Source organism: Actinoallomurus soli, assembly GCF_024055715.1.
GTDB lineage: Bacteria > Actinomycetota > Actinomycetes > Streptosporangiales > Streptosporangiaceae > Actinoallomurus > Actinoallomurus soli.
Genome location: NZ_JAMXMV010000019.1, coordinates 129,987 through 156,740, shown reverse-complemented (window position 1 = coordinate 156,740; position 26,754 = coordinate 129,987). Strand labels below are relative to the sequence as shown.

Annotated in this window: 31 protein-coding genes and 1 pseudogene; 8 read left to right on the top strand and 24 right to left on the bottom strand. The window is 71.1% G+C overall.

The features are described from left to right. Positions 1-443, top strand: a pseudogene (locus tag NDW01_RS34130) (RNA polymerase sigma factor); the annotation flags it as partial. Positions 444-472: 29 nt separating this feature from the next. After that, positions 473-661 carry a hypothetical protein gene (locus NDW01_RS34125; RefSeq protein ID WP_252828468.1) on the top strand — a complete coding sequence of 63 codons (189 nt, stop codon included), beginning with the start codon at positions 473-475 and terminating at the stop codon, positions 659-661. Here the strand turns inward: NDW01_RS34125 and NDW01_RS34120 are convergent. From NDW01_RS34120 to NDW01_RS34105, 4 genes are all read right to left on the bottom strand, one after another. Beyond that, positions 649-972: a hypothetical protein gene (locus tag NDW01_RS34120; protein ID WP_252828467.1), complete on the bottom strand. Its 324-nt coding sequence runs from the start codon at positions 970-972 to the stop codon at positions 649-651. The genes NDW01_RS34125 and NDW01_RS34120 overlap by 13 nt on opposite strands. Positions 973-2,102: 1,130 nt before the next feature. Then, the gene (locus NDW01_RS34115; RefSeq protein WP_252828466.1) at positions 2,103-2,375 is read right to left on the bottom strand and encodes a hypothetical protein; all 273 of its coding nucleotides are present in this window, start codon (positions 2,373-2,375) and stop codon (positions 2,103-2,105) included. A 117-nt stretch (positions 2,376-2,492) separates the two neighbouring features. Then, the gene (locus NDW01_RS34110; RefSeq protein ID WP_252828465.1) at positions 2,493-2,921 is read right to left on the bottom strand and encodes an ATP-binding protein; all 429 of its coding nucleotides are present in this window, start codon (positions 2,919-2,921) and stop codon (positions 2,493-2,495) included. A gap of 78 nt (positions 2,922-2,999) precedes the next feature. After that, on the bottom strand, positions 3,000-3,320 hold the full coding sequence (locus NDW01_RS34105) for a hypothetical protein (protein WP_252828464.1): 321 nt from the start codon (positions 3,318-3,320) through the stop codon (positions 3,000-3,002). A 91-nt stretch (positions 3,321-3,411) separates the two neighbouring features. On the opposite strand from NDW01_RS34105, the gene NDW01_RS34100 reads away from it, so the two are divergent. The 3 genes from NDW01_RS34100 to NDW01_RS34095 all read left to right on the top strand — a co-directional run bounded on the left by NDW01_RS34100 (position 3,412) and on the right by NDW01_RS34095 (position 5,459). After that, the gene (locus tag NDW01_RS34100; RefSeq protein ID WP_252828463.1) at positions 3,412-4,257 is read left to right on the top strand and encodes a helix-turn-helix domain-containing protein; all 846 of its coding nucleotides are present in this window, start codon (positions 3,412-3,414) and stop codon (positions 4,255-4,257) included. After that, complete coding sequence (locus NDW01_RS44530; RefSeq protein WP_406567785.1) at positions 4,254-4,349, top strand: DUF397 domain-containing protein; 96 nt, start codon at positions 4,254-4,256, stop codon at positions 4,347-4,349. Before NDW01_RS34100 ends, NDW01_RS44530 begins: the two co-directional genes overlap by 4 nt. A gap of 90 nt (positions 4,350-4,439) precedes the next feature. Continuing rightward, positions 4,440-5,459, top strand: coding sequence for a BtrH N-terminal domain-containing protein (locus NDW01_RS34095; RefSeq protein WP_252828462.1), 1,020 nt, complete (start codon positions 4,440-4,442; stop codon positions 5,457-5,459). Positions 5,460-5,535: 76 nt separating this feature from the next. Here the strand turns inward: NDW01_RS34095 and NDW01_RS34090 are convergent, their stop codons facing one another. The 12 genes from NDW01_RS34090 to NDW01_RS34035 all read right to left on the bottom strand — a co-directional run bounded on the left by NDW01_RS34090 (position 5,536) and on the right by NDW01_RS34035 (position 16,766). Beyond that, positions 5,536-5,769 carry a hypothetical protein gene (locus NDW01_RS34090; protein WP_252828461.1) on the bottom strand — a complete coding sequence of 78 codons (234 nt, stop codon included), beginning with the start codon at positions 5,767-5,769 and terminating at the stop codon, positions 5,536-5,538. 140 nt (positions 5,770-5,909) lie between these two features. Continuing rightward, entirely contained in the window at positions 5,910-6,515 is a 606-nt protein-coding gene (locus NDW01_RS34085; RefSeq protein WP_252828460.1) for a response regulator transcription factor, read from the bottom strand. 31 nt (positions 6,516-6,546) lie between these two features. Beyond that, a complete protein-coding gene (locus tag NDW01_RS34080; RefSeq protein WP_252828459.1) occupies positions 6,547-7,704 on the bottom strand; it encodes a sensor histidine kinase in 1,158 nt (385 codons plus the stop codon). Then, a complete protein-coding gene (locus NDW01_RS34075) occupies positions 7,701-8,447 on the bottom strand; it encodes an ABC transporter permease (protein ID WP_252781086.1) in 747 nt (248 codons plus the stop codon). Before NDW01_RS34075 ends, NDW01_RS34080 begins: the two co-directional genes overlap by 4 nt. A gap of 30 nt (positions 8,448-8,477) precedes the next feature. Next, positions 8,478-9,359 (bottom strand): ABC transporter ATP-binding protein, encoded by an 882-nt coding sequence (locus tag NDW01_RS34070; protein WP_252828458.1) that lies wholly within the window; start codon positions 9,357-9,359, stop codon positions 8,478-8,480. 93 nt (positions 9,360-9,452) lie between these two features. Beyond that, positions 9,453-10,118, bottom strand: a complete 666-nt coding sequence (locus tag NDW01_RS34065) for a response regulator transcription factor (RefSeq protein WP_252781084.1) — start codon at positions 10,116-10,118, stop codon at positions 9,453-9,455. Then, the gene (locus tag NDW01_RS34060; RefSeq protein ID WP_252828457.1) at positions 10,115-11,266 is read right to left on the bottom strand and encodes a sensor histidine kinase; all 1,152 of its coding nucleotides are present in this window, start codon (positions 11,264-11,266) and stop codon (positions 10,115-10,117) included. Before NDW01_RS34060 ends, NDW01_RS34065 begins: the two co-directional genes overlap by 4 nt. Positions 11,267-11,612: 346 nt before the next feature. Further along, positions 11,613-12,194, bottom strand: coding sequence for a septal ring lytic transglycosylase RlpA family protein (locus tag NDW01_RS34055; RefSeq protein ID WP_252828456.1), 582 nt, complete (start codon positions 12,192-12,194; stop codon positions 11,613-11,615). A 170-nt stretch (positions 12,195-12,364) separates the two neighbouring features. Next, positions 12,365-13,507 (bottom strand): ferritin-like domain-containing protein, encoded by a 1,143-nt coding sequence (locus NDW01_RS34050; RefSeq protein WP_252828455.1) that lies wholly within the window; start codon positions 13,505-13,507, stop codon positions 12,365-12,367. An 88-nt stretch (positions 13,508-13,595) separates the two neighbouring features. Beyond that, complete coding sequence (locus NDW01_RS34045; RefSeq protein ID WP_252828454.1) at positions 13,596-14,462, bottom strand: NAD(P)-dependent oxidoreductase; 867 nt, start codon at positions 14,460-14,462, stop codon at positions 13,596-13,598. 151 nt (positions 14,463-14,613) lie between these two features. Next, positions 14,614-15,342, bottom strand: a complete 729-nt coding sequence (locus tag NDW01_RS34040) for an IclR family transcriptional regulator (RefSeq protein ID WP_252828472.1) — start codon at positions 15,340-15,342, stop codon at positions 14,614-14,616. Positions 15,343-15,533: 191 nt separating this feature from the next. Next, a complete protein-coding gene (locus NDW01_RS34035) occupies positions 15,534-16,766 on the bottom strand; it encodes a hypothetical protein (protein WP_252828453.1) in 1,233 nt (410 codons plus the stop codon). A gap of 451 nt (positions 16,767-17,217) precedes the next feature. Between NDW01_RS34035 and NDW01_RS34030 the strand changes: the two genes are divergently transcribed. Continuing rightward, positions 17,218-17,475: a hypothetical protein gene (locus NDW01_RS34030; protein WP_252828452.1), complete on the top strand. Its 258-nt coding sequence runs from the start codon at positions 17,218-17,220 to the stop codon at positions 17,473-17,475. Between the two features lie 110 nt (positions 17,476-17,585). Beyond that, a complete protein-coding gene (locus NDW01_RS34025; RefSeq protein WP_308211838.1) occupies positions 17,586-17,834 on the top strand; it encodes a TFIIB-type zinc ribbon-containing protein in 249 nt (82 codons plus the stop codon). Here NDW01_RS34025 and cydC read toward each other — a convergent pair. The 7 genes from cydC to NDW01_RS33990 all read right to left on the bottom strand — a co-directional run bounded on the left by cydC (position 17,818) and on the right by NDW01_RS33990 (position 25,579). Then, complete coding sequence (gene cydC, locus NDW01_RS34020; RefSeq protein WP_252828450.1) at positions 17,818-19,554, bottom strand: thiol reductant ABC exporter subunit CydC; 1,737 nt, start codon at positions 19,552-19,554, stop codon at positions 17,818-17,820. The genes NDW01_RS34025 and cydC overlap by 17 nt on opposite strands. After that, positions 19,554-21,308, bottom strand: a complete 1,755-nt coding sequence (locus NDW01_RS34015) for an ABC transporter ATP-binding protein/permease (RefSeq protein ID WP_252828449.1) — start codon at positions 21,306-21,308, stop codon at positions 19,554-19,556. The genes cydC and NDW01_RS34015 overlap by 1 nt, the downstream gene beginning before the upstream one ends. Beyond that, on the bottom strand, positions 21,308-22,333 hold the full coding sequence (locus NDW01_RS34010; protein WP_252828448.1) for a cytochrome d ubiquinol oxidase subunit II: 1,026 nt from the start codon (positions 22,331-22,333) through the stop codon (positions 21,308-21,310). The genes NDW01_RS34015 and NDW01_RS34010 overlap by 1 nt, the downstream gene beginning before the upstream one ends. Before the next feature lie 14 nt (positions 22,334-22,347). Beyond that, the gene (locus tag NDW01_RS34005; protein WP_252828447.1) at positions 22,348-23,514 is read right to left on the bottom strand and encodes a cytochrome ubiquinol oxidase subunit I; all 1,167 of its coding nucleotides are present in this window, start codon (positions 23,512-23,514) and stop codon (positions 22,348-22,350) included. Between the two features lie 209 nt (positions 23,515-23,723). Then, complete coding sequence (locus tag NDW01_RS34000; RefSeq protein ID WP_252828446.1) at positions 23,724-24,398, bottom strand: response regulator; 675 nt, start codon at positions 24,396-24,398, stop codon at positions 23,724-23,726. A 40-nt stretch (positions 24,399-24,438) separates the two neighbouring features. After that, positions 24,439-24,777 (bottom strand): MDR/zinc-dependent alcohol dehydrogenase-like family protein, encoded by a 339-nt coding sequence (locus NDW01_RS33995; protein WP_252828445.1) that lies wholly within the window; start codon positions 24,775-24,777, stop codon positions 24,439-24,441. Beyond that, the gene (locus tag NDW01_RS33990; protein WP_252828444.1) at positions 24,689-25,579 is read right to left on the bottom strand and encodes an alcohol dehydrogenase catalytic domain-containing protein; all 891 of its coding nucleotides are present in this window, start codon (positions 25,577-25,579) and stop codon (positions 24,689-24,691) included. The genes NDW01_RS33995 and NDW01_RS33990 overlap by 89 nt, the downstream gene beginning before the upstream one ends. 154 nt (positions 25,580-25,733) lie before the next feature. On the opposite strand from NDW01_RS33990, the gene NDW01_RS33985 reads away from it, so the two are divergent. Continuing rightward, the gene (locus NDW01_RS33985) at positions 25,734-26,132 is read left to right on the top strand and encodes a VOC family protein (protein WP_252828443.1); all 399 of its coding nucleotides are present in this window, start codon (positions 25,734-25,736) and stop codon (positions 26,130-26,132) included. A gap of 47 nt (positions 26,133-26,179) precedes the next feature. Here NDW01_RS33985 and NDW01_RS33980 read toward each other — a convergent pair whose 3' ends face one another. Then, the gene (locus NDW01_RS33980) at positions 26,180-26,719 is read right to left on the bottom strand and encodes a hypothetical protein (protein ID WP_252828442.1); all 540 of its coding nucleotides are present in this window, start codon (positions 26,717-26,719) and stop codon (positions 26,180-26,182) included. Positions 26,720-26,754 lie beyond the last annotated feature (35 nt).

Below are 26,754 nucleotides of genomic sequence, written 5' to 3'. Positions count from 1 at the left end.
CGTCGCTGGCCGGCCCGGCGCTGGGGCCGTACCAGCTCCAGGCCGCCATCGCCGCCACGCACGCCGACGCGGCCACGGCCGAGGAGACCGACTGGCGGCAGGTGCACGCCCTCTACCTGATCCTGGAACGGATCGCGCCCAATCCGATGGTCACTCTCAACCGGGCGATCGCGCTCGCCGAGACCGAGGGCCCGTCGGCGGGGTTCGCCCTGCTGGCCACCCTGGACGGTGACGAGCGGATGACCGGTCACCACCGGCTGCTGTCCGTACGAGCGCACCTGCTGGAGAGGACCGGCGACACGGCCGGAGCGTACGAGCACTACCGGCGCGCCGCGAAGGCCACCGCCGGCCTCGCCGAACAGCGCTACCTCGAGTCCCGCGCCGGCCGCCTGCGCTCCTCGCGCCAAAGCGACGCCCCGACGACCCCGGCCACCGCACCATAGGCGGCCCGTCACGCGAGAGACGTTCTGGTGTGCTGCGCCTCTACTGGGCCTGGACCGGAGCGTCGCCCCCGATCCTGGCCGATCAGGCGCAGCACACCACCGGCACGCTACGCCTGACCGGCGTCACCGGCGTCACCGGCGTCACCGGCATCGCCGAAGGAATGCCCTGGGCATCGAACGGCTCACCCGTAGTACTTGAATGTCATTACATCGGGTAAAACGGATGAACGCGCCCATCACTATCGGCGTACACGATGCCCTGCCACTTCCCATTCAGGTACTCATTCCCCCAGCGAGGGAATTCGCTTGCGTCCATCCAGGTAAACCAGCACTCACCCTGGGACAAGTTGGGCGAGTTGATTCCCGGATATTCACCCACCGGCTCAAAAGCGTAGTTTACGGTGCCGCCAATCTCGTTGCACATAGTGACCTGCGTGCTCGCCTGCGCCGTCGCGGGGATCAGTATCGACGCGGCGACGCCCGCAACGGTAAGACCCAGCACGGCCTTCGTTCTTGCCTTGAAGCCCATCTTTCGCCTTTCGACGTGGCCGTCGACCGGAATCGGTCGCTGACTGCCACTGCATTATTGCATGCGGGCAAGGGTGCCGGTATGCCTAGATTCAGTATTTGTGATACGGCATCTATGCCTAGAATCATTGCATCGATATGTGTCGGCGACGTTCCTAGTACGGCAGTCTGATGTTGTGATCCGTTGCTTGTTGCCGGCCGCCACCGCGTCGACGCCCTGGCGGCCGGCCTGCCCGCTTCGGCCCGGCACCGGCGCGGCTGCGGCAACGGCGCCAAAGGCCACCGGCTCCATGACCGGGCACTGATCGCCACTGCGGAGGCGTCCCATCAGGAGCTGATCCGGCGTTCGGTCCACCGGCCGGATGAACTGGCGTTCTTCCTCTGCCACACGACCAGGCCACGAGCGACTCACGCGTCCGCTCATCGTCTTTGATCTCACATAATGAGAGAGCGGTCAGACTACACCGAATTTCACACGCGAGGCTGTCGTGGTGAGGCCGTACTGCCATTGCCCGTTGACCAGAACGTAGACTTCTACCTGTCGGGGGAGGCCGGACACCCAGGTCGTCCAGCATTCACCCGGGCCCGTGGAGGGCGAGTCGATGCCCGGATATTGATTCATCTGACCGACCATGCTAGGTCTCACCGTTGCGGGCGTCGCCGCGTCGGTGATGATCTTCGACGTGACCGTCAGTCAGAATCGGTTTCTGATGACCGTTACATCCTTACATGCGGGCAGCGTCATCGGTATGCCTAATTTTTTGTTTCAGACACGGTACCGATGCCTAGAATCTTCGTTTCTAGGCATCGGTATCTGTCGATGACATGCCTGATGCGGCGGTCCGAAGTCGTGATCAGCGCAGGTGGGCGGGGTCGTGAACGTGGCGCAGCCGCCCGTGACCGCGAGCACGTTCCCCCGCGTGAGTGGGAAGCAGCGTCTCATCGGTCACACGGGGCTACACCTCTGGCCGGCTGAGGTCCGAGCGATCTGGCCTCATGCGATTCGGGTGAACGTCGCGGTCCTTCCGAGCAGACGACAGGGTCCGCTTGCGTACCCGCCGGCCAGCGCGAACCCATGTTCAGCCGCAGCGTCCAAACCGATCTGGGTCAAGCGGCGGTGGAAGTCGTCCATCAAGCAGCACGGTGGAGGTCGGGGAACCGGCTCTCCCACATCCTGCGGACCCTGGGTGGAAGGACAAGGGCGGCCCATACCTGCCGCAGCAGGCGAACGTTCAGAAGCCGGCGCACATCGTCCACGGTGGGGCTTTCGCGGATGACGCGCATGTACAGGAGCCGGACGTCCGATGGTTCGTCGAGGTCGTAGGTACGGCGAGGGCCCCAGTCGAGATGGCCGGGCAGGGTGATCCGGCCGCTGACCGGGCCGGTCAGCTCCTCTAGCGACACTGGTGTCGCGTACGGGCGGGTGGCCCCGTACCCCAGATGTCCATACGTTGAGTCTCTCACTTTCGCCCAGGACCCGGTCGTCGCCGCCGATATTTCCTGCAGTGCAGGCGGGCTCGGCTAGGGGACCGGCGGTAGAAGGCTTGCGTCGATGACGTCGAAGGTGGCGCGGACGGTCTTGCCAGGTGGGGCCGGGTGGACGGTGACGCGGGCGAGTTCTTCGGCGATCCACAGGCCGAAGTGGCCGACCTCGCCGGGCAGGTCCTGCACGGGCAGGTCCGGTGAGGCGTCGGTGACGTCGATGACGATGGCCGGCTTGACCCCTTTCCGTACGGTGAGGGCGAAGGTGACGGGGGCGGCGCCGTGGGAGATGGCGTTGGTGACCAGTTCGCTGGTGACCAGGACGACGTCCTCGACCAGGTCGGCGTTCCAGCCGAGCAGGACGGCGGTGGCCAGGGAGCGGGCGGTCACCACGGCGTAGGGGGCGCCGTCCAGGCGGCAGGACCACTGCTGCTCGCGCGATGGGTCGGCGGTGCACTCGGGGGACATGCCGGGGGCCTCCAGAAGGTGTGGGTGACCGCGGCGGCCGGGCATCGGGAGAAGATCCCGGCCGCCGCGGTGGCTCGTTCAGGGTTCGGGGCGGCCGAGGACCTGGGCGATGCGGGCGGCGGCGATGTCGAGGTTGTCGACGTGGGCGATCCGGTCGCCGAACGACCAGCAGAACCACCACAGCCCCGCCTGGTCCCGCCGCAGCGAAAGGTCGTCGTTCAGCGGCGGCGCGAGCGGGTTCACCCGCAGTAAGGCCGCCTGCCCCTCGGAGACGATGACCCGCGCGTACCACCCCTCCTCCCGAAGCCGTTCCGCGAGGGCTTCGAGATGCGCGGCGATCGATTCCCTGATCTGGATCGTGTTGCCGGATTCGGACGTCGGGAGGCCGTCTTCGACCATTTCTCACCTATCCGTAACTGACTCGTGACAGCATGTGTTCGCCGTCACGGTAGACGACCGACTCAGAGATAACAAGGTGGTAGGTAAGAAAATGAGCGCTTCCCTTGTACTGCGGAGGAGGCTCGCCGGAGAACTGCGAGCCTTGCGGCTTAAGGCCGGAATGTCGCAGGAGGATGTCGCTACCCACCTGGAGGTCTCGAGCAACAAGATCGTCCGGATCGAGAACGCCCAAAGCTCGGTGAGCATCAGCGACCTGCGCCAACTGCTGGCACTTTTCCGGGTCGACGCCCAGACCGCTGAACAGCTACTCGACCTCGGCCGCAACGCGCGCAAACGAGGCGGTTGGTGGTCGTCCTACCGCGACCTGCTACCCGGCCCGTACATCCAACTGGAGGCCGAAGCGACACTGGTTCGCAACTACCAGCCGAGCAAGGTGCCGGGACTGCTCCAGACGCCGGACTATGCCCGCGCGGTGGTTCGCGCCTCCAGTCTGACCGTTCCGGCCGAAGAGGTCGAACGACGGATCGCCGTACGGCTCAAACGCCAAGAACGGCTACAAGGTGACAATCCGCTCGAACTGCATGCGCTCCTCGACGAGGCCGTGCTACATCGGCAAGCTGGAGGAGCGGAGGTCATGCGCAGTCAGTTGGAGAGATTGATCGAGGCGGCGGAACTGCCCAATGTCAGCCTGCGGGTCCTGCCGTACGACGCCGGTCTGTATCCAGCGGCCGGTAACCCGTTCGTGATTCTCACCTTCGCCGGATCGGTCGATCCCGATGTGGTCCTCTGTGAGAATCGCGTCGGCGAGCGTTACTTCCATGATGCCGATGAGGTCGCTGGGTTCCACGCCGACTTCCGACAAATGATCGAGGACTCCCTGGACGAGACAACCTCGGTTACGCTCATCAAAAAGGCGATCATGGAGATGAGCGGATGAACTCGGACGCATCTGCTGTGGACTGGCGAAAGAGCAGCAGGTCGGATACGGAAGGCAACCAGTGCGTCGAGGTCGCCGTGGTGGGCGGATAGCCGGTGCCGCGGAGGTGGTCATGATGGCCGGAGGGGCTCTGCGGGTGCGGCGTTCGACTCTCCCCTAGGGGGAGGGTCCACGATGATGCCGTGCAGGACGAACCTCCGGGAGAGCGCGGCATGGCCATGGTGATCGACCTCGATGCCCGAGGGACGCAGCACTGCGAGACGTCGGCTCTGGGGGTGCTGCTGAGGCACCAGGGGCTCGATCTGTCCGAGCCCATGCTCTTCGGCCTCGGCTCCGGTCTGTCCTTCGTCTACTGGGACGGTAAGAACATGGGCTTCCCGTTCCTCGGGGGACGGGTCAAGCCCTTCGAGCTCACCAGGAACCTGGCCGCCCGGCTCGGGCTGGAGCTTCTGGTCCGGGAGACCACGTCTCCCCGTAGGGCCTGGGAGCACGTGGTGACCCACATCGATGCGGGCCGCCCGGTCGGGCTGCAGCTCGACAGCTACCACCTGGACTACTTCACCTCGAAGGTGCACTTCGGCGGGCACGTCGTCGCCATGTACGGCTACGACGACCACGACGCCTACCTGGTGGACACCGACCAGCAGGGCGGAGCGGTGTCCACGAGCCTGACCGGCCTCGCCCGGGCCAGGGCCGCGCGCGGCCCGATGACGGCCAGGCACCGATCCTTCACCCTCACCGCCCCGAGCGACCCGCCGTCCCCGCAGGACCGGATCATTCCCGCCATCACCGCCTGCGCCGAGGCCTTCCTCAACCCTCCCATCGCCAACCTCGGCCACCGCGGCATCGAGAAGGCCGGCACGCTGGTGCGCACCTGGCTTCAGCGCACCGGCGACCCGCAGCGGGACCTACCGCAGGCCGGTCTCCTGATGGAGAAGGCCGGTACCGGCGGCGCCCTGTTCCGTAACCTCTACCGCGACTTCCTCGCCGAATGTGCCCTGCTGCTCGACAGCGGCCGGCTGCGTACGGGCCACAGGCTGTACACCGAGGCGGCGATCCTGTGGATGGAGGTCGCGGCACTGATCACGAAGGCCGGTGAATCGGGTGATGCGCGGTGCCTCGTCCAGGCGGGCACCATCCTCTGCGATCTTTCACGCATGGAGCGGGAGGCCATGCAGGCGCTGAGCGGCCTGGGGGACTGACCGAGCCGCCGGGGCGGCACCGCCGGAACGGCGCCGTCCTTCCCGCGCCGGCGGGAAGGACGGCGCCGACGAGAGATCAGTAGGTCGGCTGGACCCAGAGCTCGTACTGGCCGCCGCCGAGCGGGTCGCAGTGCCAGCCGACCCAGCGGCCCTGCGGGAAGCCCGCGTTGCCCGCGTCCGCGCACGCCTGGAGCGAGGGGTAGACCCCACCGGGTACGAAGGTCGCGGCGGAGGCCGAGCCGGTGGAGAAAAGGACACCGCCGGCAACGCCGGCGGCGAGGCCCAGCGGCAGCAAGACCTTGCGGATCATGCGTGAATCCCTTCTGACGATGACAAGCCGGTCGATGGCCCTCAAGCCCTCCAGCCCGGGATGGAGGGCTTGGAAGGTCATCTACTTCGGCATACGGCCCTGACAGAAGACCGGTTCATGTCGTCAGAAAAGAAGTCGATCTAGAGCCAGCCCTGGCGCTGGGCGGCGCGGACGGCCTCGATGCGGTTGCGGGCGCCGGTCTTGCGGATGGCCGCGGACAGGTAGTTGCGGACCGTCCCCTCCGACAGGTGCAGCTTGCGCGCCACGTCGCCGATGGTCGAGCCGTCGGCCGCCGCGGCGAGCGCCTCGCGTTCGCGGGGGGACAGCGGGTTCGGGCCGGCGCTCAGCGCGGCGGCGGCGAGGGCCGGGTCGATGACGCGTTCGCCGGCCAGCACGCGCCGGATCGCGGCCGCCAGTTCGCGTGCCGGGCTGTCCTTGACGAGGAAGGCCGACGCGCCCGCCTCCATGGCGCTGCGCAGGTACCCCGGACGGCCGAACGTCGTCAAGATGATCACTCGGCAGTCGGGCAGGGCCGTGCGGAGCGCGGCGGCCGTGTCGATGCCGTTCCGGCCGGGCATCTCGATGTCGAGCAGCGCGATGTCGGGGCGCGTCCGCTCGGCGACGACCAGGGCCTCGTCGCCGTCGGCGGCCTCGCCGACCACCTCGATGTCCTCTTCGAGGCCGAGCAGGGTGGCGAGCGCGCCGCGGACCATGCCCTGATCCTCGGCCAGAAGTACCCGAATCATCCGTGTTCCTCTTCGACGAACGATGAGCTGTTCACGCGGCCGGCGTCGGCGTGTCCAGCGGAGCGCGCACGATCAGCCGGAAACCGCCGTCCGGGCCCGGACCGGACTCGACCGACCCGCCGACCTGCGCGACCCGTTCCCCGAGCCCCGTCAGGCCGTTGCCGCCGACGCCCGGGGAGTTGCCGTTCGCCGCCGGACCCGCCCCGTCGTCGGTGATCTCGAGGACGGCGCCCGCGCCGAGGCGGCTGACCGAGATGCCGGCCGTACGGGCGCGGGAGTGCCGGACGATGTTGGTGACGCCCTCGCGGACGGCCCAGGCGAACAGGTCGTCGACCCCGTCCGGCAGGGGAGTTCCGGAGGTGCTGATCGACGGCTCGATGTCGGCGGCGACCAGCACCCCGCGGGCGTTGTCGAGCTCTTCGGAGAGGTCGCGCCGCCGGTAGCCGCTGACCGTCGCGCGGACGTCCGTCAGCGCCTGCCGGGCGACGGTCTCGATGTCCTTCATCTCGCCCAGGCTCTTGGCCGGGTCGCGGTCGGCGATGCGGACCGCGACCTCGCTCTTCAGGACGATCAGCGACAGTGTGTGGCCGAGCAGGTCGTGCAGGTCGCGCGCGATGCGCAGCCGCTCCTCGTTCGCCGCGAGCCGGGCGACCTCACTGCGCGCCTCCTGCAGTTGCGCGATCAGGATCCGGCTGCCGCGGAAGCTCAACATGATCAGGCTGATGGTGAAGGTCTGGAAGGTCAGCAGGAACACCGTGCCGCCGGAGACGTGGGCGATCTCGCACAGCGCGAAGGTCAGCGCCGTGGCGGCGAGGACTCCGCGCATCGCCCAGGCGGGCGGCAGCGTCATCGCGTACCCGACGCCCAGGTAGATCGGCATGCCCACCCACTCCTGACCGAACAGGAGCGGGTAGGCGACGGCCATGGCCGTGACGATCCCGAGGAGGACATAGGTGCGGCGCGTCGTGGTCCCGGACCAGATCCGGTTGCTGATGGCCAGCGTGAGGAAGGCCGCCACGAAGCTCAGGAGCGCGAGGACCGACAGCACGATGCGGGTCGTGGAGCGTTCGTGGCTCACGTCGGCCAGCGGCCAGATCAACAGGTAGACCATGCCGACCGAGATCCCGACGAGACGGCGCCAACGGGACGGATTCGTCCCGCCGGCGCCTTCGGGGAAGAAAGGGTTCATCGAGATCGAACGGTAGCGCGGCGGTAGGCCGCGATGGCCAGAATGCCGAGGACCAGCGCCCAGCCGGCGAGGACGAGGCCGTCGGAGGCGGCCGGGGTGTGCCCGCCGGCGGCGCTCCAGCCAAGCTGGGCGAACCGGTTGGACGGCAGCCAGTGGGAGACCTGGCGCAGGGCCTTGGGCAGCGAGTCGACCGGCATCCACAGGCCGCCGAGGATCGACAGGCCGAAGTAGCAGGCCAGCGTGACCGGGTGGGCGGCGTCGGCGCCGACCAGCGAGCCGATCAGGGTGCCGAGCGCGGCGAACGGCAGCGTGCCGAGCCACATCAGGCCGATCATCGCGGCCCACTCGCCGGGCGACAGGTGGACGTGCTGCGTCAGCGCGGCGGCGAGCCCGACCAGGACGATCGCGGGCAGGGCCAGGAACATCGACGCGAGCGTCTTGACGACGATGACCGCCCAGGGGCGCAGCGGGGTCACCTGGAGCTGCTGCAGCCAGCCGCTCTGCCGTTCGCCGGCGAGCCGGGCCCCCGTCGTGGTCAGCGCGGCCCCGACCGCACCGAAGGAGGCCATCGACACGAGCAGGTACGTCTTGGCGTCCAGGCCGGTGTGGCCGACCGTGCCGGGGCCCTTGCCGAAGGTGTTGGACCACAGGAGGTAGAACACGACGGGGATGGCCATGGTGAAGAAGACGAAGCGCCGGTCACGGAACATGCGCCGGATCTCCAGGCCCAGGTAGCGAAGCATCGTTTGCGTCCTTTCAGCCGAAGCCGGGAGTCAGCGGTCGTGGGTGAGGGAGAGGAAGGCGTCTTCCAGGTCGGCGCCCTTGACCTCCAGGTCGGTGACCCGCAGGCCCGTGGCGTACAGCGCCTGGACGGTCGCGTCCGGGTCGGTGGTGTGCAGCCGCGCGACCGGCCCCCGGACGTCGACCGCGCTGACGCCCGGAAGCGCGTCCAGGCCGGCCGTGGGCTGGTCGCCGATCGTGAACCGGACGGTCCCGGCCCCGGCCGTCGCCTTGATCTCCTGGGGCGTGCCGTCCGCGACGACCCGGCCCCGGGCGATGACGATGACCCGGTCGGCGTTCTCGTCCGCCTCCTCCAGGTAGTGGGTGGCGAACAGGATGGTCCGGCCGGCGGCGGCGTACTCCCGCATGCTCGCCCAGAACGACCGGCGGGACTCGACGTCCATCGCCGCGGTGGGCTCGTCCAGCACGAGGAGCCGGGGCGCCCCGGCGATGGCGATCGCGAACCGGACCCGCTGCGCCTGCCCGCCGGAGAGCCGGTCGACCCGGCGGCGGGCGAGGTCGGTCAGGTTCGCCAGCGCGAGGATCTCCTCCAGCGGCATCGGGTCGGGGTACAGGCCGCGGACGAAGGAGACGACCTCGCGGACGGTCAGCCCGGGGATGAGGTCGCCGTCCTGCAGCATCGCGCCGACCGCGCCGTGCTTGACCGCGGCGTCGGGGGTGTCGCCGAAGACGCTGATCTCGCCCGCCGAAGGCCGGACGAGACCGAGCAGCATGCCGATCGAGGTGGACTTGCCGGCTCCGTTCGGGCCGAGCAGCGCGACGGTGCTGCCGTCCTCGATGGTGAGGTCCAGCCCCTCGACGGCGCGGACGGCTCCGTAGCTCTTGGCGACCCCGGTGAAGGCGATGGCGTTCATGGAAAGAACGTTAGATTCGCGCCGGTCAGCGCCCTAGTGTGCCCGATCCTGGGTTCGCGATGACATTTGTCATCGCCGATCCAGGGCCGTTGATCAGGGCCGGGGCCGTACGAGCCCCTGGTCGTAGGCGAAGATCACCAGCTGCACCCGGTCGCGGGCGTGCAGCTTCGTCATGATCCGGTGGACGTAGGTCTTGGCGGTGGCGGGGCTGAGGTGCAGCTTGGCGGCGATCTCCTCGTTGGTGAGACCGTACGCGATCTGCAGCAGGACCTCGCGTTCCCGTTCGCTGAGCACCTCGAGGTCCTTGCCGCCGGGCTCCGGGTGCTCCGGCTGGGCGACGAGCTCCTTGATCACCCGGCGGGTCAGGCCGCGGCCCAGCAGGGCCTCTCCCGAGGCGACCACCCGGATCGCCTCGAGGAGGTCGTCCGGGTCGGTGTCCTTCAGCAGGAACCCGGCGGCTCCCGCCCGCAGCGCGCCGAAGATGTACTCGTCGTGCTCGAACGTCGTGAGGATCAGGACGTGCACGTCGGGCAGCGCCGGGTCGGAGGTGATCCGGCGGGTGGCCTCGATGCCGTCCATGCCCGGCATGCGGATGTCCATGAGGACGACGTCCGGCACGACGGCGCGGGCCATCTCGACGGCACGGACGCCGTTGCCCGCCTCGGCCACGACGTGCATGTCCTCGGTCGAGTCGATGAGCATACGGAACCCGGCCCGTACGGTCGTCTGGTCGTCTGCCAGCAGGACGCGGATCGTCATGCGGATGTCTCCTTCAGCGGCAGACGGGCGTGGACGCGGAAGCCGCCACCGGGAAGCGCCGTGGTGTCCAGGCGGCCGCCGATCGCGGTGACGCGCTCGCGCATTCCCTGGATGCCGATTCCGCCGCCCTCGCTGGGAGCGGCCGGAGCACCGTCGTTGACGACGGAGACGTCCAGGTGGTCGTTCGCGCAGGCGATCGCGACGACGATCTTGGTGACGTCCTTCGCGTGCCGGCAGACGTTCGTCAGGCTCTCCTGGACGATCCGGTACACCGTGAACCCGACGATCGCCGGGACCTTCTGGTCGTCGAGGTAGGACTTGAACGTCACCGGCAGGCCGCCGAGCCGAACCTGCTCGATCAGCGCGGGCAGGTCCTCGATCCCGCGTTCGGGGTTCTTGAGCGGTGCGGCACCCTCGCGGAGCAGGCTCAGCGTGCTGCGGATCTCCCGGAGGGCCGAGTTGCTGACCCCTTTGATCTGGCCCATCGCGTCCCGGCACGCCTCCGGATTGCGCTCGACGATCCGGGAGCTCACCGACGCCAGCACGTTGATCGACATCAGTGCGTGCCCGACGATGTCGTGCAGTTCCCGTGCGATGCGCACCCGCTCCTCCGCGACTCGGCGCAGCGCCTCCTCGTCACGTTCCCGCTCGGCGCGTTCGGCCCGCTCCTCGACGTCGCGGACGTAGACCGACTGGGTCTGCACCCAGGCGCCCGCGAGGACGGCGAAGACCACCCAGCCCAGGTCACGGACGTTGTGGAGGGTGTAGGAGGGGATGCGTTGGATCAGCTCGGAGACGGTGAAGCCGATGATCATCGTGCCGACCGCCGCGGCCAGTGCCGTGGCGCGGCTGCAATAGCGCCCGACCGCGTACAGGGCGACGAAGGTCGCCGGGGTCATCGGGTACGACCACCGCAGATGCACCGCGAGTATCGCGGTGCACAGCAGACAGCCGGCGAGTGTCACCAGGGGGAGGCGCTTCTTCGCCAGCAGCAGGGCCGCGCTGGCCCCGCTCAGCGGTATCTCGAGCCTCAGATCCTTCTTTCCGTAAATGAACAGAATGGACACGGCGAAGACCCCGGCCGACAGGATCATGTCGGCCGGAGTGACGGGCCTCCCGGCCCGCGCCGTGGATCCCCTCACAGCCACATTCCGATCATCGGTCGTTACCTGTCTCGCCAACCCCAAAACACGGCAAAGCCGCAGGTCAACCGGGGGTGTACGGAGAAGTGTCAACCAGGGGTGGACGGAATGCCCTGTGCGTCTCACATAGCGTAGCTAATGCAAGACCACGGACCACCTTGTACGGCCGGACCGTCGTGATGAATTGGGGGATTCAACGGGGGACACGACGAAACGGCCGGATCCGCAGGCCTTGGATCTGTACCCGTCCAGGCTGCGAAGGTGAACGCCCGCGAGCTGTGCTTCTTTGGGGGAAGGGGCCGGTCGCGGGCGTTCACATGTCCGGGGTCGGGCACACTCCCCGGCGGACCCGTCAGACGGCCGCCAGCACCTCGTACCGCACCGGGATCACCCCGGAGAGGACCCCGCCGATCGCCCGCATCGCCGCCGCGGACAGGTCCAGGCACCGGCCCGGGACGAACGGGCCGCGGTCGTTGATCCGGACGACGACGGAGCGGGCGTTGCTCAGGTTGATCACCCGGACCCGCGACCCCATCGGCAGCGTGCGGTGCGCCGCCGTGAGCGCCTCCGGGTCGTACGGCGCGCCGCTCGCGGTCGCCGGGCCGGCCGCGTAGAACGACGCCTCGCAGCTGCCGCCGCCCAGGATCCTCGTCTTCGGTGACCGGCGGGCCGGCCTCCGGGCCTCCCGCCGCCGCACGGGCCGGGTGCGGAGCGGGACGCGGCGGAGCGCACGAGCCGCCCGTCCGGGAAGGTGCGGCGGGACCGCGGGGACGACCGCCGCCCCGACGTCCGCCCGTGGCGCGGACCGCCCGGACCCGATCAGGGTCGCGACCGTCGCGGCGAGCGTCGCGGCGGCGAGCCCGGCGGCGGTCAGCAGACCGGTACGGAGACGTGCGGATCGGTGAACCTGGCGATGCCGGCCGGAACCACCCACGAAGCGTCCTTCGGTAGGGAACAGGACATCGGGCCCCCGGCCGGAACAACCCGGCCGACGGCCCGATCGGGCGCGGAACACCGAGGCTCCGCGCGCGAGTTCCCGACGATAGGCGGCTACCGACCGTGATCGTGGCTGACTCGCCGTTTTCGGTCGGGGTTACCCCGGAGCTACTCGGCCGCGCCCTCGAGAGCGACGGCACCCTCGTCCTCGGCGGCGCCCTCGGCGATCGCCGCGTGCACCTCCGCGCGGCGTTCGGCCAGCTCCTGTTCGTGCTTGGCCCGGTCGATGTCCTCGGCGATCTGCTCGTCCTGCTTCATGAGCTGGACGAGGTCGCCCTTGGCGGCGTCCAGCACGCCCATGTCCGCGTACGCCTTCTGCACCTTGTCGCCCCACAGGCCGATGTCGCGGACGCACGGGACGATCCGGCTGAACAGCAGCGACTGGTAGAGCTGGTAGACGGGGCCGTTGTCGACGTAGGCCATGCACTCCTTGACCGGCATGCCGAGCGTCTCGAAGATCTCCTTGCCCTTGAAGCGGTCGCGCATCAGGTAGCAGCCCTCGACGACGAACTCCTCGCGCTCGGCGCGCTCCTTCTCGGTGAGCTCGGCGTAGTAGTCCTTCAGCGCGAGCCGGCCGAACGCGACATGCCGCGCCTCGTCCTGCATGACGTACGCGAGGAGCTGCTTGACCAGCGGGTTGGTCGACATGTCGCGGTAGAGGCCGAAGGATGCCAGGGCCAGGCCCTCGATCAGCACCTGCATGCCGAGATAGGGCAGGTCCCAGCGGCCGTCGGTGAGCGACTCCTCCAGCAGCTTGGCCAGGTCCTGGTTGATCGGGTAGTACATGCCGAGCTTCTCGTCGAGGAACTTCTTGTACAGCTCGACGTGGCGGGCCTCGTCCATGACCTGGGTCGCGGCGTAGAACTTCGAGTCCAGGTCGGGCACGGACTCGACGATCCGCGCCGACACGGTGAGCGCGCCCTGTTCACCGTGCAGGAACTGGCTGAACAGCCACGCGCCCTGGTGCCGGCCGAACTCGTCGCGCGCCTCCTGGGGCATGCGGTCCCAGACGTCCGACCCGACCAGCGGGTTGAACTCCTCCGGGAACCCGGCGACGTTGTTGACGTCCACGGGCAGGTCCCAGTCAATGCGCTTCTGGGCGTCCCACTGCTTGTCCTTGCCCTTCTGGTAGAGGGCCAGGAGGCGGTCCCGGCCGTCCTCGTACTCCCAGGTGAACCGTGCCGCACCGGCGGCGGGCACGTCCCAGGTGCCGTCGGGAACGGGGCTCGTGTAGCGGTCGCGCATCGTCATCGGGGGAACCTCCGGAGGGACCCGAGGGATCGGCTTTACATTTGTTGGTAGCACGTAAAGCACGCCCCGTGAAGGTCGTACCCGATATTCACTCCGAATCGGACGCGCGGGCGGCGTAATAGACGGCGGCCATGTCCTCGTCGCCGTGGCCGAGCTCGACGGCCCGTCGCAACTGGTCGCGCACGGCCTCGGCGACCCGGGGCCGCGCACCCGCCGCCCGGCCGGCGGACGCGACCAGACCGGCGTCCTTGGCGGCGCCGACCGTCTTGAAGCTCGCCGGCAACTCCCCGGACAGGATCGCCTTGCCCTTCATCTGGGCGTACTGCGAGTCGAGCGACCCGCCCGCGATCGTCTCGAGGAACAGCCGCGGATCCAGCCCGAACGCCTCCGCCAGGGCGATCGCCTCGCCGGTGGCCGTGGTCAGCGCGAGCACCCAGCTGTTCAGGACGAGCTTCAGCCGGGACGCCTCGGTGCCCTCGCCCACCCGGACCGTACGGGAGCCGATCGCGTCGAAGACCCGATCCGCGCGCTCGTCCCGTGCGCCGGCGGCCAGGACGACGAGCGCCGCGTCCTCGGCGGGCTTGCGGGTGCCGAGCACCGGACAGTCGATGAAGCGGACGTCGCGCTTGCGGGCCAGGTCCGCGAGACGGTCGGCGGCCTCCGCCCCGACCGTGCTCATCTGCGCCCAGACCGCGTCCTCCTCCATCGCCGGGAGCACGCCGGCCATGACGTTCTCGACGGCCTCGCCGTCGTGCAGCATGGTGATGACGACCTCGGCGCCGTCGGCGGCCTCGGCGGGCTCGTCGCACACCCGTGCGCCGTCGGCCGCGAGCGGCTCCGCCTTCGCGCGAGTACGGTTCCACACGCGCACGGCGAATCCGGCGCGCAGCAGGTTGCGGGCGATCGGCTCGCCCATGATCCCGGTTCCGAGTACGGCGACGGTGAGCTCATCCATGGCGACTCCTCTACCCAGGCCGGGACACATGATCCGATATCGACCGGCGTTTCCGATTACAGCCTTTCACCCGGGCCGCGGCCAGCGCCCGGACGGGGTACGGACGGGGGCTCAGGCGGAAGGACGGGTGCTCAGGCTGAAGGACGGGGGCTCAGGCGGAGAGGCGCCGGGCGAGTTGCCCGGCGGCGCGGCGCATGATGGGCACGACGTCCTCGATCACCTCGTTGGTCAGCCGGCCGTGCGGCCCGGAGACCGAGATGGCGGCCAGAGTCGGCGTGTCCGTGATCGGGACGGCGACGCACCGCACCCCGATCTCCTGCTCCTGCTCGTCAAGGGCGTAACCGCGCTGCCGGATGCGCGCCAGCTCCTCCACCAGCGCCGCCGGATCGGTGATCGTGTGCGGCGTGTAGGCGGGCATGCCGGTACGGGCGATGATCTCCCGGACCACCGGCTCGGGCAGCTGCGCCAGCAGGGCCTTGCCCACCCCGGTGCAGTGCGGCAGGACCCGCCGTCCCACCTCGGTGAACATCCGCATCGAGTGCCGTGACGGGACCTGCGCGACGTAGACCGCCTCGTCGCCCTCCAGCAGCGCCATGTTCGCCGTCTCACCGACCTCGTCGACCAGCTGGGCGAGCGCCGGGCGTGCCCACGAGCCGAGCAGGCGCTCCGAGGTCTCCCCGAGCCGGATCAGCCGCGGACCGAGGGCGTACCGCTTGGACGGCCCCTGCCGGACGTACCCGCGGTTCACCAGCGTCCGCATCAGCCGGTAGATGGTCGGCATCGGCAGTCCGGACACCTCGGCGAGCTCGGTCAGGGCCAGTTGGCCCCCCGCGTCCGCCAGATGCTCGAGCAGCTCGAAGGCGCGCTCCAGTGAGCGCACGCCGGACGCGGATCGCTCCACCGGCGCCTCGGCGGGCCGTTCCCCGGCAGGCGGCTCGCCGGCGGGGAGTGCGGTCGGCGGGTGCGCGGACGGCATCCCCGGATCCTCGGTCGCCACGCGGACTCCTCTCGACACCTGACGGAAAGTGTAGAAACAACGTTCGGCTTCGCTGAAACGCTCACCGGCCGTGGTTACGCTCCGCGATCGTGCGGTAGTAGTGGGAACGATCGCCTCACGGGCTCCCGGCCCGTCCCCCCGGAGGCCGACAGCATTCGTGGGGGTACAGCTGTGAAGCCGGTGTCCAGGACGATGCTGGCCGCCGTCGGTACGGCCGCGGTGACCGTTCCGGCGATCGCATGGCGGATCCCGCTTCCGGAGCCGGCGCTGCCCGCGTCCGCGCTGCCCGCGTCCGCGCTGCCCGCGTCCGCGCTGGTCGCGCCCGCGCCGACCGGTGCGGCGGTCATCAGGTCGGCGGCACCGGTACGGGACGTCGGCGTCGACGCCTCGGTCGAGGTCGCCGCGGTGACGCCGGGAGTGGTGGAGTACGCGGTCCGGGTACGGCCGGTCGGCGGCACGGCGACCGGCGTACGGCTGGTGCTGACGACCGAGGGGCCGGCGGCCTGGGAGCCGCCCGCGACGCCCTGCGTGACGAGCGGGTCGACGACCGTTCTCCACTGCGACCTCGGCGACCTGGCCGCGGAGCGGACCCTCCGCGTGCGGATACGGACGAACGGATTCGTCCGCGGCGAGCCGCCCGTCACCGTGGAGGCGAGCGCGACCAACACCTCGCATCGGTCGGTGGCCCTGCTGCGGACCGTCCGGCCTTCGGCCGGCCTCACCCGGCCGGCCCCCGCACCGGCGACTTCCGCACCGGCGGTCCCGGCCGGTGCCGCGCCGGATCCGAGCCTGCACGCCGCCGCCTCACCGGCAGGAGGCGCCTCCGCCGCCACGGTGAATCCGAGGTCACCCGCGTCATCGGAGCCGTCGCCCCCGGCCCCGTCCTCGCGAGTCCCGTCCTCGCAGCTCCCGTCGTCGCAGCTCCCGTCGTCGCAGCTCAAGGCGGGCGACACCCGGTCCGTACGGGCGCCGGCCACGGCATCGCCGTCCACGTCACCACAGGCCGTGTCGTCCGGTTCCCCCTCTCCCGGCTCGGCGTCCGGCTCCGCGGCTCCAGCGGTCATCGGGTCGCCGACGGGACCGGGAGGCGCCGGAACGCTGAGCGGTGCGGCGGGCGGCAGGCCGGGGAGCATCGGGCCGTCGAGCGGTGCGGTGAGCAGCAGGCCGTCGAACGTGCCGGGGAGCGCCGGTCCGGCCGGTGGCCCGGGAACCCGGAGCGCCGCTCCGGCGACGGCGCCACGGCGGACGCCACGCCCGCCGGCCGCGAGCCTCCGAGCCCGACCCCCGGCCCCGGGTACCCGCCGCACGCAGGCTCCGGCGCCGGGTGCTGCCCGGCCTCAGGCTGCGGTCCCGGCTCCTGCCCGGCCTCAGGCGCCCGCCTCGGTGTCCGCCCGGCCTCAGACGTCGGCGCCGGGTGCCGCTCACCCTCAGGCGCCCGCCTCCGTTCCCGCCCGGCCTCGGGTTCCGGGCCGGCCTCAGGGTGGGCCGGCCGCGACCGGGGCGGCGCGGCCGTCTCCGAAGGGCGGTCCGGCCGCCAAGTCCCTCAAGCCCGCGCACGCGCGAACGCCGGCGCCGGCCGGGGCGACGGCTCCACCCGCACCGCTGGTTCCACCGGCCGACCTCGTCGGACCGGTCGGTGGGGCGGGTGCGGATGCGGGCGCCGGAGCCGTGCCCCAGCCCGGTCCGGCCGTTGCCGCCGCTCCCGTCATTCCGGGGACGGGCGCCTCCGGGCGGCCGTCGGCGGGTCCGACCACGCCGGTGCTGCCCAGCGTCGAACTCGGGCCGGCGGCCATGCCGCCCCGCCCCGACGGCACGTCCGAGTTGACCACCGTCACACCGACCGGTGCCCGGGAGGGGAGGAGATCCTGGACGGCCGCCCTCGGAGTCGCCGTGGCCGCCGAGACGCTTCTGCTGTGGCTGGCCAGTCTGGTGATCCTGAGACGGAACCGGGTCGCGGCGCCGTTTCGGCGGCGGATGCGGTCGATCAGGCCCAAAGTGCTGGGCCCCACCCGCTGAGATCTTCCGGAGCCATCATGATCAAATAAGCGGCGAGCCAAAAACGTTCCCTCTTACGGCGATCGTTATTAGTCTTACTGATCGCCGAATTCGTTCACAGGGGAGCCGCAATGGCTGCGACGGGGATGACGTGTCCGAAGTGTTCCGGCGAATGGGACGTTCGGGAACGTAATGGGGTAATGATCGAGGAATGCGTCGGCTGCCACGGCGTCTTCCTCGACCGTGGGGAGCTGGAACGCCTGATCGACGCCGAGAGCGACTACCTGGCCAATCTCGACGCGGACCCCGACGGAGCCGGGTCCTACCACGGCCGCCACCGGCGGGGGATCATGCACCAGATCTTCACTCCCGCGGAATAGCAGGGACGGTGCCCGGGCGGCTTTCCGCCGCCCAGAGATCTTGATAAGGGCCGGGCACTTCCGTGAGGGCGCGGTGGGTGCCGCGCTGGACGATCCGGCCACGGTCGAGTACGACGATCTCGTCGGCCGCCGCGAGGGGCGCGAGCCGGTGGGTGACGAGCACGACCGTGCGCCGGTCGGTGAGCAGGTCCGTGATCAGCCGGTCCGCGGTCGCGAGGTCGAGGCCCTCGGTGGGCTCGTCCAGGACCAGGACCGGCGGATCGGCCAGCAGCGCGCGGGCGAACAGCAGCCGCTGCCGCTGCCCGCCGGACGATCGGGCGTCGCCGGCCAAAGTGTCCCAGCCCTCGGGCAGCGTCTCGATCCAGCCGAGCAGGCCGGCCCGCCGGGCGGCGTCGGCCGCCTCGACGTCGGTGGCGTCGGGCCGGGCCAGCGTCACGTTGGCCCGGATCGAGGCGTTGAAGACGTGCGCGTCCTGGGCGAGTCCGCGCACGGTCGCCCGTACGTCACGCGGCTCGTACGCGCCCAGCGGTGCGTCGCCCAGCAGGACCACCCCCTCGGCGGGCCTGACCTCGCCGGTCAGGACGCCGAGCAGGGTGCTCTTGCCCGCACCGCTGGCACCGACCACGGCGAGTTTGCGTCCGGCGGGGACACACAGGTCGACGCCGTCCAGCGCCGGGACGGAGCCGCCTCCGTCGCGCACGTACGACACGCGGACGCCGCGAAGGTCGAGCGCCGGGCGCAGCACCGGAGCCGGGACGAACACCCGGCGAGGGCGTGGCCGCCCGCCGGCCCGTAGCAGGTCGAGGACCCGGAGGGCGGCGGGCCGGATCTCGGAGAGCCGCCGGGCGGCCTCGGCGACGGGCAGTACCGCGTCCACCGAGGCCAGAGCGGTCAGCGTGAGCACGGTGACCAGGACGCCGTCCGCGCCGCTCCGGCGGGCCGTCCAGAGCACGGCGAGCACGGTGGCGCCCTGGACGGCCGTGCCGAGGGCCGCGACCGCCGCCTCGATCACCCCGGCCCGCCGCTCCAGGCGTGCGAGCCGGCCCGCGGCGGCCTCGGCGCGGGCTGTGAAGCGCCTGGTCGCGCCGAACGCCGCGAGGTCCGCCGCGCCGCGTTCCAGGTCGAGGGCATGGACCGCGAGGTCGGCGCGGGCGTCGGCGGCGCGGCGGGCGTCCGCCCGCGCGGCGAGGGCGGCGAGGGCCGGCAGACCGCCCCCGGCGAGCACGACACCCACGGCCAGGACCGCGCCGGCCGCAGGCAGCAGGACGGCCGTCACCGCGATCGCGGCCAGGCCCGTGAGCCACGCGACCGAGGCGGGCAGCAGGCAGCGCAGCAGGAGGTCCTGAACGGACTCGACGTCGGCGACCATCCGCTGCACCGCGTCCGCGTCCCGTGGTGTTCGCGGCGACGTCTCCTCGGCCGGATCGGCGGCACGACGCAGCGCCTCGTAGACGCGGACGCGCAGGCCGGCGAGGACGCGGAGGGCGGCGTCGTGCCCGACGAGCCGTTCCCCATAGCGCAGGACGCCCCGGAACAATGCGAACGCGCGTACGCCCACGATCGCCAGGGCCAGTGCGGACAACGGCGGATGCTGTCCCGCCCGCGCGATGAGCCAGGCGGCCGTCGCGGTCAGCGCGACCGCGCAGAACTCGGCGCTCGTACCGGCGGCCACCGCCCCGGCCAGGCGGAGCCCTTCCCACCCCTCGACCCGCCGTCTCATCACACGCACACCTCCCGCCCGCTCAGGTGGACGACGCGGTCGGCGATCGACAGCAGCGCCGGGCGGTGCGCGACGAGCAGCCCGGTACGCCCGTCGAGCAGCCGGGCGGCGGCGTCCGCGACCGCCGCCTCGGCGGCCAGGTCGAGCCGCGCCGTCGGCTCGTCCAGCACCACGATCGGCGCGTCCATCAGGTAGGCGCGGGCGATCGCGATGCGCTGCCGCTGCCCGGTGGACAGGCCGAGCCCGCGCTCGCCGATCGGCGCGTCGTATCCGCCCGGCAGTGCGGTGATGAACGCGTGGGCGGCGGCGGCCTCCGCGGCGGCGCGTACGGCGTCGTCCTCCGCGTCGGGGCGGCCGAGGCGGATGTTGTCCGCCACCGTGCCCGCGAACAGGTGCGGCCGCTGCGGCACGTACGCGACGCGGCGGCGCCACGCGGTCAGATCCAGTTCGGCGAGGTCGTGGCCGTCGACGAGGATCCGGCCGCTCTCGGGGACGACGAAGCCGAGCACCGCCCGAAGCAGGGTCGTCTTGCCGGCACCGCTCGGGCCGGACAGCGCGATCCGTTCGCCCGGCTCGACGGTCAGCGACAGGTCGTCGAGGGCCGGCGCGCCGGCGCCGGGGTAGCGGACGACCAGGTCCGTGACCTCGATCCGCGCCGCCCGCCGCTCGCTCACCGCCGGAGCCGGCTCGACCGCCTTCGAGGTCCGCTCGGCCGCCGCCAGGGCCCGCTCCCCAGCCGCCGGAGTCCGCTCCCTCGCCACGCGCCGCTCCCTCGCCACGCGCCGCTTGCTCGCCGCCGGAGCCCGCTCCTTCGCCGCCGAAGCCCGCTCGCTCACGGCGGGCGGGCGCGGATCCCCCGGCTCCCGCCGCTCCGCCGCGAGCCCGGCCCGCTCCTCCGCCCCGACGAGTTCACGCGGAGCGTCGGGCTCGGCGAGGACCTCCGCCACCTGGTCGAGGACGGCGCGCCCTTCGGCGGCGGCGTGGAACCGGGTCCCCAGGAGCCGCAGCGGCAGGTACGCCTCCGGCGCCAGGAGGAGCACCAGCAGGGCCGTCCGCAGGCCGATCGAGCCGTCCAGCAGGCGGAGCCCGGCGGGCACCGCCACCAGCGCGACCGACAGCGTGCCGATGACTTCCAGCACGAACGACGACAGGAAGGCGATGCGGAGCGTGCGCACGGTCGCCCGCCGGTGGCCGTCGGCCATGGCACGGACCACCTCCGTCTGCGCCTCGTCCCGGCCGTAGGCGCGGAGCGTCGGCAGCCCGGTGACCACGTCGAGGAAGTGACCGCCCAGCCGGTGCAGCAGCCCCCACTGCCGCCGGGTCGCCTCCCTGGTCCGCCACCCCACGAGCGCCCCGAACACCGGGATGAGCGGCAGCGTCACGGCGATGACGAGCGCCGACGGCCAGTCCGCCGCCACCAGCCGGATGAGGACCGCGAGAGGGATCACCGCGGCGGCGTACCGCTGCGGGAGGTATCCGGCGTAGAACGGGTCGAGGGCGTCGAGCCCCCGGCCGAGCAGCGTGACGTCCGCGGCCGGGCCGCCGGCCCGGAGGAGCCGGTGGCGCAGCTCCTCCTTGCGCCGGGCCGCCGTCCACCGGAACACGCCGCCCTGTCCCGCGAGGAGGACGGCGCGGCCGGCCAGGACCGCCGCCAGCGGCAGCAGCGGCGCGCCTCCGGCCAGCACGCGGGACAGCAGGTCGGCCTGGGCCACCACGAGCAGGCTCTGCGCGAGCGCGAACAGCAGGTACGCCATCACAGGTACGACGGCCGTTCGACCCGGTCGCGGAAGAGCCACCACACCCACGCCTGCGCCGCGAGCAGGACCGGGACCAGCGGGCCGATGACCGTGAGCGTCAGGGTGGCGTCGTCCGCCGGGGAGACGTGCGGCAGATTCAGCCCGCCGAGGAGCGGCACGACGGTGATGGCGAGCGTGGACGCCGCCAGCGCCCACCCGTTCCGCGCCCACCCGTTGCGCTCCCGGCCGTCCCGCGCCGATCGGTCCCGCGCCGATCCGTCCCGCGCCGATCGGTCCCGCGCCGATCGGTCCCGCGCCGATCCGTCCCGCGCCGATCCGGTCCGCTCCCAGCCGTCCCCGGCCGACCCGTCCCGTGCCCGGCCTTCGGCGCCGCCGGGCCGCGCGAGTGCGATCCACGCGCCGACCAGCACCGCTGCCAGCGCGGCCGCGATGGGCGCCGTCCTGCCGAGATCGTCCGTCCCCGCGCCGACGGCGCAGGGAACGCCGGCGAGGAGGGCGGCCCGGACCACCCACCGCGCCACCGCGCGCGCGGCGTCGGTGCCGAGCCGTACGACGGCGAAGACCGCGCCGTGCAGCGCGAACAGGCCGCACGTCGTTCCGGCGAACAGGAGCCCGCCGCCGCCCATCAGCACGCCGATCGTCACGCCCCAGGACGCGGCGACGCCCCAACTGCCCGCGACGATCGCCCCGTCCCAGACGCGCCGCCAGGTCCGCCCCTCCTGACGGCCGCGCAACCACAGCCCGGTGTCGCGCAGGATCCACGCGGCGACGAGGACGATCAGCGCGCCCCAGGCCCGGCCGAACAGGTCGGCCTCCAGAGCGGGGAACAGGGCGGTCAGCAGGCCGGCGGAGGCGACCAGCCACACCTCGTTGCCGAGGAAGAAGGGGGCGATCGCCGCGAGGGTCAGCCGGCGGTCGTGGCCGAGGAACGGCAGCAGCATGCCCACGCCGATGTCGGCGCCGGCCAACAGGAAATACCCGACGACGAAGAAGCCGAGCAGGGAGAACGCGAAAGTGTCCACGAGTGCGCTCCGGGTCAGAAGGAGGGGACGGGCTCGGGCCGGGCAGGGAGCTCGGACCGGCCGAGCGCTGCGCCATCCGGGCCGAGCCGCGCGTACCGCCGGAGCAGCGCGATGTTCACGACGACGAGGGCCGCGAACAGGACCGCCACGCCGGTGAACGCCGCGAGCATCGCCCCGTGGCCGATCGGGCGTACGGCGTCCTCGGTGCGCAGCACGCCGTAGATCAGCCAGGGCTGGCGCCCGGTCTCGCGGTAGAACCACCCGGCGAGCATGGCCACGTACGGCAGCGGCAGCGTCGCCGTCACGACGCGCAGGAAGATCCGCCCGCGCAGGAGCCAGCCGGTGAACGGCAGCTTCACCAGCGCGATGAGGGCGACGGCGAACATCCACGCCCAGGCCGCCATCATCGTCTCCGCGGCGAGCCCGCTGAGGGGATGGACGCCGGTGGCGTGGGGCGCGTAGGGGAACTGCAGGCCGCCGGACGCCGCCGACGGCAGGATGCCGAGGAGGACGGCGATCAGGCCGATCCGCAGCGACCGGCGGTAGAGCTCCGGCTCGTGCGAGCGCAACAGGTGCCAGGCGCTCATCCCGGCCATGAAGAACCCGGCGGTCAGGAACGCTCCGGAGACGACGTGCGCGAGCGGCAGCAGCGCCGCCGGGTTCGTGAACAGCGCGCCGGCGGAGTCGACGCGCAGCCCGCCGCCGGTCCGTACGTATCCGACGGGATGGTTGAGGAAGCCGTTCGCGACGAGGATGAAGTACGCCGAGGCGTACGCGGTCAGCGTGACGATCCAGATCAGGGCCAGGTGGGCGTGGCGGTTGATCCGGTCCCACCCGAAGATCCACAGCCCGAGGAACGTCGCCTCGACGAAGAAGGCGACCAGGGTCTCCAGGGCGAGCGGCGTCCCGAAGACACCGGGGGCCTGATCCGCCAGACCCGGCCACGCCAGGCCGAACTGGAACTCCATCAGCAGCCCGGTGACGATCCCCACCGCGTAGTTGATGACGTACAACTGCCCCCAGAACCGCACCATCCGCACGTGCACGGCGCCGCCCCCGAACACCGCCCTGGTCTGGATGATCGCGACGAGCGTCGCGAGGCCGAGTGTCAGCGCGACGAACAGGAAATGCGTCCCCGCGGTGAGGGCGAACAACGATCGGGCGAGCGCCAGGGTGCTCAACGGTCCTCCAGGTCCGGTCGCGGTCTTCGTGCGACGGGGCCCGTGGGAGTCCCTCGGGCCGGGCACCCTGGTAGCGAAGCGGATCAGGCGGTGGTACGGCGTCCGGCTACGTGTGACATCTGCCGTACATCCGCTGGTGCAGCGTCCCCTTCGGCCCTACCGCAGGGGCGGTAGGGGATCCTCCGGAAGGAGGAGACCCGGCCCGGGGCTCAGCCGAGCCAGCCGGGGCGGACCAGCCCCGACTCGTACGCCAGGACGACGAGCTGCGCCCGGTCGCGGGCGCGCAGCTTGGTGAGGACCCGGCTCACGTGCGTCTTCGCCGTCGCCGGGCTGACGACGAGCCGCTCGGCGATCTCGTCGTTGGACAGCCCCGCCGCGACGAGTTCGAGGACCTCGCGCTCGCGGTCGGTCAGGGCGTTCAGCTCGACGGACGGCGGCGGTTCCTTGATGCGAGCGGCGAACTCCCCGATCAGGCGGCGGGTCACCGACGGCGCGAGGAGGGCGTCGCCGCGCGCCGCGACCCGTACGGCGTGGATGAGCTCGATCGGCTCGGTGTCCTTGACCATGAAGCCGCTGGCCCCGGCCTTCAGCGCGCTGTAGACGTAGTCGTCCAGGTCGAACGTCGTGAGGATCACGACTTTGACGTCACGGAGGCGTTCGTCGGCGACGATCCGCCGGGTGGCCTCCAGCCCGTCGAGGACGGGCATCCGGATGTCCATCAGGACGACGTCGGGGCGTTCGGCCGCCGCGAGGCGCACCGCCTCGGCTCCGTCGCCGGCCTCGGCGATCACGCTGATGTCGTCCTCGTTGTCGAGGATGGACCGGAACCCGGCCCGTACGAGCGTCTGGTCGTCGGCCAGGACGACCCTGATGGGGGAACGCACGCGCCCCATCATCACATCGACGGGCCGGGCCCCGCGCCGGTCATGCCGCGGGCTTGAGGACGACCTTCGTCCAGCCGTCCTCGCGGCGGTCGAACCGCTCGTACGCCTCCGGCGCCCGCTCCAGCGGCAGCTCGTGGCTGACGACGAAGGACGGCTGCGCCTTACCGGCGGCGATCAGGTCGCGCAGCTGCCGGTTGTAGGCCTTGACGTTGGCCTGGCCGGTGCCCATGCGCAGGCCCTTCTGGAAGAACAGCCCCATGTCGAACGGGAGCTTCCCCTGCTTGGCCAGCTCACCTGGGGCCTTCGGGTCCTCCGGGACGAAGACCCCGACGACGCCGATCGCGCCGGTGGCACGGACGGAGGCGACGAGGTCGTTCATGGTCAGCTCGGGGTGCTCGTCGCCCTGCGGGTCGTGCGCCCTGCCAGCCGACGCACTCACAGCCCTTGTCGGCGCCCTCCCCGCCGGTCAGCTCCATGACCTGCTCGACGGGCGAGCCCTTGCGAGGGTCGACCGGGATGGCGCCGATCTTCTCGGCCAGCGCGAGCCGGTCGCTCTGGTGGTCGACGACCATCACCTTGCTCGCGCCGATGAGCTGCGCGGAGTAGGCCGCCATCAGGCCGACCGGCCCGGCGCCGTACACGACCACGGAGTCCCCGGGCGCGACGCCGGCGAGCTGTGTCGCGTGATGCCCGGTCGGCCAGATGTCGGCCAGCATCACGTAGTCGTTCTCCTTCTCCTCGGCGTCCGGCGGCAGCCGCAGGCAGTTGAAGTCGCCGTACGGCACCCGCAGCAGCTCGGCCTGGCCGCCGGAGTACGGGCCCATGTCCGCGTAGCCGTACGCGCCGCCGGCGAAGCCGGGGTTGACGGACAGGCAGAACGCGGTGAACCCGCGCTCGCAGTTCTTGCAGAACCCGCAGGCGATGTTGAACGGCAGGCAGACCCGGTCGCCGACCTTCACCCGATCCACGGCCGGGCCGACCTCGATCACCTCGCCGAGGTTCTCGTGGCCGAGCACCTTGCCCTCTTCGACGTCCGTCCGCCCTTCGTACATGTGCAGGTCGGAGCCGCAGATGTTCGTCGTGGTGACCCGGACCAGGACGTCGGTCGGCCGTTCGATCCGCGCGTCGGGGACGTCCTCGACCCGTACGTCCTTGGAACCGCGGTAGACCACTGCCTTCACGTGGACGCTCCCTCCATCCGTACCGCTCACACGTGTCTCTCCGTCGCCTACCCGGACATGAATCCCCAAACGTCGCATCGGATACCGGGCGGATCCTGTCCGGTATTCGCTCTACGGTCGTCTTATCGCAGTTCAGAGCACACGGGAGTACACCATGCAGTTCGCCTCGATCCGCGTCATCACCGAGGACGTCGCCCGCCTCGCCGGCTTCTACGAGAAGGCCACCGGCCAGGCGGCGAAGTGGTCCACGGACGACTTTGCCGAGATCATCACCCCGGCCGGGACGCTCGCCATCGCGAGCACCCGCACCGTTCAGGCGCTCGGCGCGAACGCGCCGCGGCCGGCCGCCAACCAGAGCGTGCTCGTCGAGTTCCGCGTCGAGGACGTCGACGCGGAGTACGAGAACCTCAAGCGCTTCGACGTCGACTTCGTGAACGAGCCGACCACGCAGCCCTGGGGCAACCGGTCGCTGCTGTTCCGCGACCCCGACGGCAACCTGGTCAACTTCTTCGCCCCCGTCACCCCGGAGGCCCTCCAGCGCTACGAGCGATAGAGCGGCGTCCGCACCGCGATTCTTCCGCCGCCGCCAACGGCCCCTGGTCAGGCTACGAGTCGTGCCACCAAATGGCGTTCGTGCTTCGGCAGGTTGGCCACACCTCGACGGACGGTAAGAGCAGCGGTGATCAGGGCGCAGGCCTGTGCCGTCTCAACGGCGACGTGGTCGACTGCACCAAGTCTGGCCTCGTATAGCCAAGTGGACACCTCCGCCCATGAGTAGAGGCTCGCCTTCGGCCGGGCGACCCGGGGGGAAGGGAATCCCCCCGGTCCTCGTTCGCCTGTGACCCAGTAGCGTGCCGAGGCGGCGGTGACCTTCGCTCGCTCAGCGATGTCCTCCGCAGTCACAAGATCTTCGGTGACACCGGTGGCGGTCATCCCGGCTTCCTCGACGTCCTTGACAGCAGAGATGATGGCCTGAATCGCGTCATCGGCCTCTCGGGAGAACATGATCACGCCTCCGTCCTCCCCGGCCTGAACGGTCGCGTCGATGCCATCGGCGGCTGTCAGTACATCTCCTAGCGCCTCGGCGTGCCTGTCGGTGACAGGTCCGGCCACGTTCACGTCGAACCAGTACACGTTCACTAGACCTCCTCGCCGGAGCAGGTGTGCGGGCACCG

Excerpts from the sequence above, each read along its gene's own strand:
- NDW01_RS34120 (WP_252828467.1), bottom strand. The coding sequence starts at position 972 with ATGGGCTTCAAGGCAAGAACGAAGGCCGTGCTGGGTCTTACCGTTGCG.
- NDW01_RS34110 (WP_252828465.1), bottom strand. The coding sequence starts at position 2,921 with ATGTCCCCCGAGTGCACCGCCGACCCATCGCGCGAGCAGCAGTGGTCC.
- NDW01_RS34105 (WP_252828464.1), bottom strand. The coding sequence starts at position 3,320 with ATGGTCGAAGACGGCCTCCCGACGTCCGAATCCGGCAACACGATCCAG.
- NDW01_RS34100 (WP_252828463.1), top strand. The coding sequence starts at position 3,412 with ATGAGCGCTTCCCTTGTACTGCGGAGGAGGCTCGCCGGAGAACTGCGA.
- NDW01_RS44530 (WP_406567785.1), top strand. The coding sequence starts at position 4,254 with ATGAACTCGGACGCATCTGCTGTGGACTGGCGAAAGAGCAGCAGGTCG.
- NDW01_RS34090 (WP_252828461.1), bottom strand. The coding sequence starts at position 5,769 with ATGATCCGCAAGGTCTTGCTGCCGCTGGGCCTCGCCGCCGGCGTTGCC.
- NDW01_RS34085 (WP_252828460.1), bottom strand. The coding sequence starts at position 6,515 with ATGATTCGGGTACTTCTGGCCGAGGATCAGGGCATGGTCCGCGGCGCG.
- NDW01_RS34080 (WP_252828459.1), bottom strand. The coding sequence starts at position 7,704 with ATGAACCCTTTCTTCCCCGAAGGCGCCGGCGGGACGAATCCGTCCCGT.
- NDW01_RS34075 (WP_252781086.1), bottom strand. The coding sequence starts at position 8,447 with ATGCTTCGCTACCTGGGCCTGGAGATCCGGCGCATGTTCCGTGACCGG.
- NDW01_RS34070 (WP_252828458.1), bottom strand. The coding sequence starts at position 9,359 with ATGAACGCCATCGCCTTCACCGGGGTCGCCAAGAGCTACGGAGCCGTC.
- NDW01_RS34065 (WP_252781084.1), bottom strand. The coding sequence starts at position 10,118 with ATGACGATCCGCGTCCTGCTGGCAGACGACCAGACGACCGTACGGGCC.
- NDW01_RS34050 (WP_252828455.1), bottom strand. The coding sequence starts at position 13,507 with ATGACGATGCGCGACCGCTACACGAGCCCCGTTCCCGACGGCACCTGG.
- NDW01_RS34045 (WP_252828454.1), bottom strand. The coding sequence starts at position 14,462 with ATGGATGAGCTCACCGTCGCCGTACTCGGAACCGGGATCATGGGCGAG.
- NDW01_RS34025 (WP_308211838.1), top strand. The coding sequence starts at position 17,586 with ATGGCTGCGACGGGGATGACGTGTCCGAAGTGTTCCGGCGAATGGGAC.
- cydC (WP_252828450.1), bottom strand. The coding sequence starts at position 19,554 with ATGAGACGGCGGGTCGAGGGGTGGGAAGGGCTCCGCCTGGCCGGGGCG.
- NDW01_RS34015 (WP_252828449.1), bottom strand. The coding sequence starts at position 21,308 with ATGGCGTACCTGCTGTTCGCGCTCGCGCAGAGCCTGCTCGTGGTGGCC.
- NDW01_RS33995 (WP_252828445.1), bottom strand. The coding sequence starts at position 24,777 with ATGAACGACCTCGTCGCCTCCGTCCGTGCCACCGGCGCGATCGGCGTC.
- NDW01_RS33985 (WP_252828443.1), top strand. The coding sequence starts at position 25,734 with ATGCAGTTCGCCTCGATCCGCGTCATCACCGAGGACGTCGCCCGCCTC.